The sequence below is a fragment of the Hydrococcus rivularis NIES-593 genome, from assembly GCF_001904635.1.
Classification (GTDB): Bacteria; Cyanobacteriota; Cyanobacteriia; order Cyanobacteriales; family Microcystaceae; genus Hydrococcus; species Hydrococcus rivularis.
Map to the genome: position 1 here is coordinate 25,596 of NZ_MRCB01000040.1, position 9,274 is coordinate 34,869.

A 9,274-nucleotide genomic window follows, 5' to 3' on the forward strand; every position below is an offset into this window, starting at 1 on the left:
TCCTTATCCTCCTTGTCTCCCCTGCCCTTTATCTACCGTCCTAACTGCATAAAGGCTAACACGCCGCTAGTGAATCCACCGAGACAGATTAAGGTCAGGATAATAAATGTTTGCCAGCTATTGTAACCTGCCGCCTGAAATTCCAATCGTCCTAAAAGAGCAGCGCATACCAAGACCAAAATTCTAGCAAAGTAATTAATCCAGCGAATGATAAATACTACAGCAAATGCCCATCCTAGAATAGAAATCCAAGCTCTAGTTTCTGATTTGAGCCAACTGCCGAAAAAGATAGTTGCCAGGGCAATGGGAGCCGTAAAAGCGATCGCGATTAGTAAAATTAAAACGGCACCTAAGAGATCGATAACTATATGGACGGATTTATCGTCTATAATCCAACCTAAGGCTCTTCCTTGTGCGACTATCCCTTCGCTCCAAACAAGACTCGATTGAGCGACAACCCAGCCAAAAACCCCATAGGTTAGGATTAGCAGACAAGAAGAAAGCCAAGGGAATTTTTTGGTGCCAGACATATTAATGCTGAATTTTAAAAGTTTGAAGTCTGAAAAGCATGATATTCTTTCAGACTTCAAGCTTCTGGTTTTCAATGCTCGGTTAAGACATTGCCTGGATAATGTAATCGAAGTAGGGGGCAGCCTCCATGGCATCTTCCTTGTTCAGCAGCCCTAAAGCAGCATCTTTAAGGCAACGAATGGCTTCAACCATACCAGGAACGGGAACGTTGAGGGAATTATACATTTCTTTAACTCCGATTAAACCAATTTTGTCGATTGGTTCGACGCTTCCTGCTAGGATGCCATAGGTCACTAGACGTAAATACCAGCTATAGTCGCGCAGGCATTGATTGTATTGGCGCTGACCGTAGGCATTTCCTCCTGGCGCTCTGAAATCGGGACGTTTTCTGAATAATTGGCTTTGGGCGCGATCGACAATTTTTTTATCGTTTTCTGCGAGGGTTTGGGCGATGCGCATGCGCTGCTCGCCAGTTTTTAAAAATTTTTCAATCCCCTGAAGTTCTCCACTACTGGGATATCGGAGTTCGTCGTCGGCTTTGAGAATGACTTGGCTAACTACACTCATGATATCAACACGAATCTATTAACATAATGTAGTTTATCCTGAGTTGAGTATCGGATGTCGCGCTCGATCGCTGACATTGGCGCAATAAATTTCTTGAAGTTCTATTTCCGATAAAGGTCGGGTGACTAACTCAATGCCAAAACACTGACTGGCTGCTTCTGTGAGGGCTTGCACGACGACTTGTTGGCTCATGCGAGTTTCTGCCAGTTGAATTGGTAAATTTACGGGTTCGGGGGCAGAGTCGCCAAAGACTTGCCTAAAGAGTAGGCGATCGGGGCTTAATAAAATAGAACCGTGTTGTAAAATGGCATTTCCTTGTCGCAGTTGGGCGCTACCAATCAGTTTGCGTCCGTCTGGAGCAACCAAATCGGCGTTAGTAGCCGTGCCAAAACAGTTGGGATTGTGAATGTATCCGCGTCCGGCACTGCCATAGCGCAGCTCGATCCCAAGCGATCGCCATCCACGAACGAGAAATTCACAAATCTTTTGATAAACTTCTGTCCGCCTGCCGGGAATGCCCGACGCGACGACCATATAGGTCAGATCGCCTTGATGCAGAACTGCCCGTCCTCCCGTCGGGCGACGCACCAAATCGATTGGCTTTCCTTGCCAGGTTAATTGGCGCCAATGTTCGGGGTAATGATGTTGATGATAGCCAACAGAAATCGCTGCGGGCGACCAAGTATAAAATCGCAAGGTAGGAGGATGCTTTCCTTGTCGGTGCTGTTGGAGCAACCAGCGATCGATCGCCATCTGCATTTCACCAGTTGCTTCGAGTAGGGGAATCAAGCGCCAATAGGATTGTGGATTGGTCATTAATCGTTTGATGAAAGGATTTTAGATTTTGGCGAAGCCGCCGCACGTTCGTTGAACCTTTTCAAGGAGAACGGCGGATGTGGGATTGAGGATTAGGTAACTTTCTCCCAAGTCCCCCAGTCTCCCCGTCTCCCCAACTCCCCTGCCCTCTAACCTATTAAGCTGCCCCAAACGCTTCTTTAAGAGATTCGTCATTATCGTCGGCGATAGTGGCAACGAGGGTAATTGCCCTGGAAATTTCTTCTGGGGAAAGGTCGGCAACAGCACGCTGCGAGAGAACGACGACGCGATCGCCACTAATGCCAAAACGAGTTTCCAAGGTTTCTGACCAGTTCATCTCTAGCAGTTTGCGCATCAGTCCGGCTTCGTCCCGAATTGGGAATTTGAGTACGGGCGACCAAACAGTGAGCAGATCTTCGTCGCTTTCTCCCGTTAGCTGGACGAAAACTTCTACGCTACCGTATTGGAATTTCCATAGATAGCCTGAATCGGTATGGACGACCATAGCACTGTTATTTTGTTCTAGGCTAGAGATAACTGTCTCTATGACTTCTTTGTGGCTGCTAGTTCGTTCGATGAATTCGTCCGTCATGGTTTCAAGTTCGCGATCGCTCATCGATCTATTTGGACTGTCGGCTGTTAGAGTTTCTGGATTGGGATTGGACATAGCTATCTCCGAATTCGGTTTTTCAACGACACAACTTAATCCTTAATAAAGATTAATATCGATAATGAAGTTTCATAGTAGACAATAACTCTACGATGTTAAGGGCAATCTGTCCCTCGCTCCTAAATCCTATTATGATTATGCAAAGTTTTCGCCAGCAACTGTCGGCAGAAGCAATCAACCATTCAAGTTTTCAAGAAGATGACACTCGCACTCGCATTCTTCAAGCTGCTTTGCGTCTATTTGCTGCTAAAGGATATGAAGGAACGACGACGAAGGATTTAGCCTCAGCTGCTAATGTTGCTGAAGGAACTATATTTCGCCACTTTGCCAATAAAAAAGCCATTCTTATAGAAGTGGCAACCTCTGGCTGGGTAGATATTTTAACGGATTTGCTGACGGAACTTAGCGAGATGGGGAGTTATAAGGCGGTTGCTCAAGTAATGCGGCGGCGAATGATGCGACTGCAAGAAAATAGCGATCTATTGCGCGTGTGTTTTATTGAGGCGCAGTATCATCGGGAGTTACGAGAACGAATTCAATCAGAAGTTATCGCCAAAATGACTGATGTTGCCGAAGCTTTCTTTCAGACGGCGATGGATAAGGGGATTTATCGCCCAATGAACCCCAAAATTGTTGCTCAAGTCTTTTTAGGGATGTTTGCGATCGCGGGGTTTTCTAATGACACTATTATGGAACCCAAAGCTTCTCCTAAAGCCCTGCAAGAAATGGCAGAAGGCATCGCAGATATTTTTCTCAACGGAGTACTTGCGAAGGAGAAAGAATAATTACCCGCACGTGCTATTAAGGCGCATCGAGTTGTTTTGTGGTAATCTAACCCCATGTTCTTCTAACGATTGAGTTGCCAAAGCAAAAGCGATGAAAAAAGCGCTGATTCTTCTCCTTTTATTCGTATTTGGTCTGACATTACCAATAGGCTGTAGCAGTGTCGATCGAAATAATAAGGACAAGGAGCAAGTTCTCAATATTTATAACTGGACGGACTATCTGGCTCCAGATGCGATCGCGCAATTTGAGAAACAGTATAGCGCCAAAATCAACTATGATGTCTTCGATAATAACGAAGCCCTCTACTCCAAACTCAAAGCGGGCAATCCGGGCTATGATGTGGTTTTTCCCAGCGATTACATGGTCGCAATTTTAATTGCCGATGGCTTATTAGAAAAACTTAACAAAGACAAGCTTCCCAATCTTGCTAACATTGAGAAAAAATTTCTCGATCCTCCCTTCGATCCGGGCAACCAATACTCAATTCCTTACCATTGGGGAACAATGGGAATTGGCTATAACATCAAGGCTACCGGAGGCGAGATTGACAGTTGGGGAGCGATGTTTGACCCCAAGTATAAAGGAAGGGTCGCTTGGCTAGACGATATGCGTCCTACTCTAGCTGCCGCTTTGATTTATTTGGGTTACGACCCCAATACTACCCAACCAGAAGAAATTGTCAAGGCAAAAGACCTACTCGTCAAGCACAAGGATATGGTTGTCGCTTTCGGTCCGGGTACGTGTAGAGATTTGCTCAACCAAGGAGAGGCAGATCTCGCTTCCGATTGGAATGGAGACACGGCTAAGGTTGCCGCAGAAAATCCAAATTTGCGCTATGTGGCTCCCAAAGAGGGAACGATTTTATGGGCTGATGCCCTGGTAATTCCTAAAGGTGCGCCCCATAGAGAATTGGCGGAAAAATTTCTTAATTTTATGCTAGAACCAGAAACGGCAGCCAAAAATGCCGACTATGCTAAGTTTGCAACAGCGAATAAAATAGCCTTGACCAAAGGGTTAGTGGATAAAAACAACCTCAAGAATCCCGCCATTTATCCCCCTTTGGATTCTCTAAAAAATTTGCAATACATTAAAGATGTTGGAGAGGCAACAAAATTTTATGACCAAGCTTGGACAGAATTTAAAGCTGCGATTGGAAAATAGTTTTCTAGCGATCGAACCTTTCATCCGGATCCGTGTCGAATCTGAAACTTTCTTGCGAACAGCCTTCAACGGTAAGCCGATAGGTTTTGCCAACTGAGACTAAACCGCCTACAAAAATATTCACCTGATAGGGTTGCTCGTTGCGACGAGGAGTAGCTGAAATAGTCAAAGGTTGACCTGCAGATAAGACCACTTTTTGGTCGTAGAATTTATCTGTGGTATTGTTACTGTACTTCAGATACATTTTAATCGAGTATTCGCCATCATGTTCTGGCGTTAGCGTGGCAACGTAGTTATCGTAATCCGCGCGAGCATCGACCGCAAAATCTGTATTCCAATTATTATTAAAAAGAGGAACGCTAGGTGGCGAAACTGTCTTTGAGAGTTCTTCTCCCGAACCGCCGATAACTTGTAAGGGGAAACAGGCTAGTTGTTGTTGTTCTGGTTCTTGGGCTGATAAGTCGCGAACGCTTAAAGATAAGCTCGATATTGCTAGCAATGTCGTTCCCAAAAATAGCTTAGGTAACTTCATCGAGATCTGGCGACCCTAACCGATAATAAATGACATGTTACTATAAAGGGTCGTATTTCGCGATCGCTTTGTTCCCAGCTATCCAATATTGCCTTCCCAAACTACTACCAAAATATCGATATTCTCTTCTTAAAGTTCTTCAAAAATTTCTATTGCCTCGTCGGCTTTTTCGCTATTTCTAACCCTCAATTTTTCAAACTTTTGCGATCGCTCAATCGCTACTACTAAAGGAGGCGCGATCGCGTTGACGTTACTCCCAATAAAATTGCGGGAATCAAGAAAAAGACACTGAAAATATAAGCAAAAGCAATATACTTTCTTTGGCTGGCAATTTGAGCTAAGGTTTGGGCAGCCAAGATAGGTAGATTTCTTAAGAAAGGAGTGCCATAGATCAGCGTTACCCCAGTGACATTAAAAAACAGATGAACCATGGCAATTTCAAGGGCAGCTAGATGGTTATCTACTACCGCAGTGGCTGCGATTAAGGCAGTCACGCAAGTGCCGATATTCGCGCCCAAAGTAAAAGGATAGGCTTCTTCTAGGGCGAGCAAACCCGTTCCTACCAGCGGGACGATCAGACTGGTCGTCGTCGATGAGGATTGAACTAAAATAGTGACGAGCATTCCCGACAAAATTCCCATCGCAGAACCCCGACCGATTGCGCTTCGCAACAGGATCTTTGCCTGTCCAACGATGGCAAGTCTCAGTAACTTCCCCATGTAGAGGATCGAGACAAAAATCAGTACTAAAGCGATCGCAATGAGAACAAGACCGTCAAACGGATGGGGGAAGACCTCTGTTGCTGCTTTCAAGAGGTTCGCGACAGGGGCAGTTGCGACTTGAATGACATCGAAGCCATTGAGACTGGTAGAGAAACTATTAACGAATAAATTGGCAAAAAATGAGGCAAACTTTTCTAAAAAATGAGTTGCAATCTCCAGTGGCAGAAAAATCAGAACGCAGGTTAGATTAAAAAAATCGTGAATGGTAGCCGCAGCGAAAGCACTTTTGAACTCTTCTTGGTTGCGGATATGTCCTAAACTGACAAGGGTATTGGTAATCGTCGTCCCAATATTAGCACCCATCACCATCGGAACCGCAACCGTCACAGGCAGCCCTCCCGCGACTAACCCGACAATGACAGAGGTTACCGTACTAGAGGATTGGATTAAGGCAGTCGTCAGGGTGCCGACAATTAAACCAGCTAGGGGATTGGTGGCAAACTGAAACAATTCTTGAGCGCGATCGCCCGCAACCGATTTGAAACCGTAGCTAATTATCCCTACCGCAACAATTAGCAAGTAAACGAGGGCAACGATCCCTATCCACAAGTAAGCAGAAGTCTTTTCTTGACTGGAATGCTCGATTTCTTCCGTCACGTTATCCATATAATTTCGTAGATTTGAGTCTGCCAGGAACTTCAGTTCCTGGCTCATAGTTTAAGTCCACTTAAGTGGACTGATGCTAGCACGCCCAGAAAATGAAAGTACTTCCTTGATGAAATCTTTATACAAACAGCCAAACTCTTATCCGTTTCTTTAACCAACGCTAAACCAATCTACGTATGTTGGGAACTGAGAGCAGCAATTACAGCTCAAAAATCACGTAGCTGTTCTTGGTTGACAACGATGATTCAAAGCAGGATGCGATCCAATTCAAAAATTGCTCAACTAATTTTCTACTGGTTAGAAGCTTTGCGCTATTGGCTCGATACTATTGAGATTCAAAATCGTAATTTGGCTCGATTTCTTTGTCGGGTCATTCCGGTTCAATGTCCCTTTGAACGAGATCTTATTTTCTTTGGTCGCAAGGTAGCCCATATCCCACCGCTATGCAAACTCAATCCTTTCTACGAACAATTGGTGGGACTTCGTTTTCGTGCTGTCTGTTACCTAGTCGAAGAGTGCGGAGAAAGTATTTGAACCTTTCCTAAAGCAATTTAAGAAAGGATTCCTCTAACTCGTATCCAAACATTTGCGCCATTGACTGAAGGCGAGACTGACTGGGAATTCCTTGCTGTTTGAGCCAGTCAGCTAGGACAAAAACTTTGTGCATGACAAAAATTTCTAGGGCTTCTGGGTTATACCGGATGCCTTCGCTACGGTTAAATTGATGGGGAACCAGCATTGCCGCGTAACGGGCTAATTCTCCCGCTTTCCAGTCGAGAAGAAAAGGCATCCAAGGATAAGCGGCATCTAAACGCACGAACCACAATCGGATTTCTGGAATTTCTGAGAGTTCTCTCGGATCGGCGGGATCGCGAGGATAATCAAAATCAAAGCTAATTTTTTGTTCGCCAGTGGCGATCGCGCCCTGTTTGAAAAGGCGATCGACGACTTCTCTCACTGGAGACAGATCCAATCCGTGTAAACATTCTCGATCCAAGGTAATTCTCATCATGCTTTGCTGTTGAATTCCTTGTTATTATTATGCTTTATCGTTTGCTGTCAGATCTTATCAACAAGGTACAACCTAGTTAAAGCCAGAGGCTTGAAACCTAAATTTTGAATTTTGAATTGTTTTTGGTCACTCATTCATGTTTCTAAGCGTAGCGACGGCGGAGGGAGATATCTGATTCAAATAGCGGAAAATCCAATATTTAAAGATAGTATCTAAAATAACTGGAAACGTAGCGATAAATAGAAAAATAGCGCTTCTATTTGCCGGAATTCCTAAATGATTTGCCAATCCTTATAGAATCACTTCCCAACCGTGGGGTGAGTGGAATCCCACAAACATATCGGTAAATAAAATTAGAATAAACGCCTTGGCGCTATCGCTCAGACCGTAAATAATATCGTTTAAAAAAGTCTTAACTGCTATTACACCTTTTGGGTTAGTCGCCACAACTCCAGCAAAAGCAATCAGTCCTAGTAGATCTGCAAAAACATTGGCGATCGCATTATTACTCTTGTAACGAAATTCTTCCGCCAATTCGTTAGCTTTTTCTGAAATCTTTTCTTCTATAGCTTCTGGAGAAAATTTAGGGGCATGATGTAATAGACTTTCAAATTTTAGTTCTTCTTCAAATGATTGAAACTCCTTCATTGCTTCTTCTTTCATTTCCCAGTTAATGAAGATAGGTGTTTTTTCTCCACTTCTATAGCGATCGATGAGAGGCAAAATGAGAAGTTGTTTTGAGAATGTTGAAGTCAAAGCAGGAATAATAATTAACAATACAACAAACTTGATAGCCTGTTGTGTAATTCGACGCGATCGCCGAAAATTTTGTAATCATTCTTCTTCTGAATTGGGATTCATTTCAGTTTTAATTTTGCCAATCGTTCTTCCGATCAATCTAGGTAGAACGCCACTTTTTTGATTTATAGGTTTGACATCAATTAAAGTAATCTCGGATGATTTTACTTGAGATTTTGAGTGGCATGCCAATTGTAATGGTACAAGTTTTTCAGACAAACTAAGAGGTTTTAGTATAGGTTTTGCTTTGGCTGATATCTGATATTTTGTTAAAATTTGATCGATAAAACTAAGCTTATCTAGAAAATTATAATTGGCTCCTCGAAGTAGTAAACGACTAACTTTAAATTCTGCAATCTTTATTTTGATAATATTTAAATACTTATCCACATCAGCCTGAAAACAAGACAGTATATTTTGACTATAAATTTTAGACGTAGCAGCAACTTTTTGACCGCTGAAATGTTCGTCCTCTATCGCCTTAATTTTCAAAGCTGCCTGATAAGCTTGCTCTAAAGCTCTTTCTGGAGTTTTAAAAAACCATTGATTGCTGGCTTTTATGGAACTGCTTATTTTGTCGAAAATATTGTCTGTAGATTGGGGCACTAAAAAATTTTTCATAATAATAAATAGTTCGCCTGGTTTAGTTTGCGTGAGTAAATTGAGATCGATTCGAGAGTCGGAACAGGGAATAAAAAGAATTTCAGGCGTTTGTCCCTGGGATAGCTGGCGGAACATTTCCTGATGAATATTGAAGTAATTATTTTGAAACTCACTCAATCCTCGGATCATGCATTTAATTGGCATAGATGAATCCTGATAATTGAGCATCTTTGTAATTGAGCAAATCAGTGAAGAGTAGCTTAAAGATTAGGGAACATTTAGAAATATAAAAACAATAACTAATGGCTAATCCATTTAGCATCAATAACGAGGCAAATACCTCCGACTTTTTTCACTGGAGTTTAGACTAAAAAAGAAAGAACGGCAGCCAAAAGAGAACTTTAGCTACC

Annotated in this window: 11 protein-coding genes and 1 pseudogene; 3 read left to right on the forward strand and 9 right to left on the reverse strand. The window is 43.0% G+C overall.

Features of this window, described 5'->3' with window-relative positions:
* Positions 1-32: 32 nt before the first annotated feature.
* From NIES593_RS21020 to NIES593_RS21035, 4 genes are all read right to left on the reverse strand, one after another.
* Positions 33-530, reverse strand: coding sequence for a hypothetical protein (locus tag NIES593_RS21020; RefSeq protein ID WP_073601445.1), 498 nt, complete (start codon positions 528-530; stop codon positions 33-35).
* Positions 531-612: 82 nt separating this feature from the next.
* Positions 613-1,098 (reverse strand): allophycocyanin subunit alpha-B, encoded by a 486-nt coding sequence (locus tag NIES593_RS21025; protein ID WP_073601446.1) that lies wholly within the window; start codon positions 1,096-1,098, stop codon positions 613-615.
* Between the two features lie 33 nt (positions 1,099-1,131).
* Positions 1,132-1,914, reverse strand: coding sequence for a lipoate--protein ligase family protein (locus NIES593_RS21030; protein ID WP_073601447.1), 783 nt, complete (start codon positions 1,912-1,914; stop codon positions 1,132-1,134).
* 157 nt (positions 1,915-2,071) lie between these two features.
* Positions 2,072-2,530, reverse strand: coding sequence for a YbjN domain-containing protein (locus tag NIES593_RS21035; protein ID WP_073601455.1), 459 nt, complete (start codon positions 2,528-2,530; stop codon positions 2,072-2,074).
* Positions 2,531-2,721: 191 nt separating this feature from the next.
* Between NIES593_RS21035 and NIES593_RS21040 the strand changes: the two genes are divergently transcribed.
* Positions 2,722-3,369 (forward strand): TetR/AcrR family transcriptional regulator, encoded by a 648-nt coding sequence (locus NIES593_RS21040; RefSeq protein ID WP_073601456.1) that lies wholly within the window; start codon positions 2,722-2,724, stop codon positions 3,367-3,369.
* Between the two features lie 91 nt (positions 3,370-3,460).
* Positions 3,461-4,531: an ABC transporter substrate-binding protein gene (locus tag NIES593_RS21045; RefSeq protein WP_073601448.1), complete on the forward strand. Its 1,071-nt coding sequence runs from the start codon at positions 3,461-3,463 to the stop codon at positions 4,529-4,531.
* Between the two features lie 4 nt (positions 4,532-4,535).
* Here the strand turns inward: NIES593_RS21045 and NIES593_RS21050 are convergent, their stop codons facing one another.
* Together NIES593_RS21050 and NIES593_RS21055 are read right to left on the reverse strand one after the other, a co-directional pair.
* Entirely contained in the window at positions 4,536-5,063 is a 528-nt protein-coding gene (locus NIES593_RS21050; RefSeq protein ID WP_073601449.1) for a hypothetical protein, read from the reverse strand.
* 224 nt (positions 5,064-5,287) lie between these two features.
* Positions 5,288-6,451, reverse strand: a complete 1,164-nt coding sequence (locus NIES593_RS21055; protein WP_073601450.1) for a Na/Pi symporter — start codon at positions 6,449-6,451, stop codon at positions 5,288-5,290.
* A gap of 255 nt (positions 6,452-6,706) precedes the next feature.
* Here NIES593_RS21055 and NIES593_RS21060 point away from each other — a divergent pair, with 255 nt between their 5' ends.
* A complete protein-coding gene (locus NIES593_RS21060) occupies positions 6,707-6,985 on the forward strand; it encodes a Mo-dependent nitrogenase C-terminal domain-containing protein (protein WP_245817684.1) in 279 nt (92 codons plus the stop codon).
* 7 nt (positions 6,986-6,992) lie between these two features.
* Here NIES593_RS21060 and NIES593_RS21065 read toward each other — a convergent pair whose 3' ends face one another.
* The 3 genes and pseudogenes from NIES593_RS21065 to NIES593_RS24995 form a co-directional block, all read right to left on the reverse strand.
* Complete coding sequence (locus NIES593_RS21065; RefSeq protein WP_073601452.1) at positions 6,993-7,463, reverse strand: CRR6 family NdhI maturation factor; 471 nt, start codon at positions 7,461-7,463, stop codon at positions 6,993-6,995.
* Positions 7,464-7,589: 126 nt separating this feature from the next.
* Positions 7,590-8,270: pseudogene (locus NIES593_RS24990) on the reverse strand (CemA family protein).
* 27 nt (positions 8,271-8,297) lie between these two features.
* Entirely contained in the window at positions 8,298-9,068 is a 771-nt protein-coding gene (locus NIES593_RS24995; RefSeq protein ID WP_245817686.1) for a carbonic anhydrase, read from the reverse strand.
* Positions 9,069-9,274: the final 206 nt, after the last annotated feature.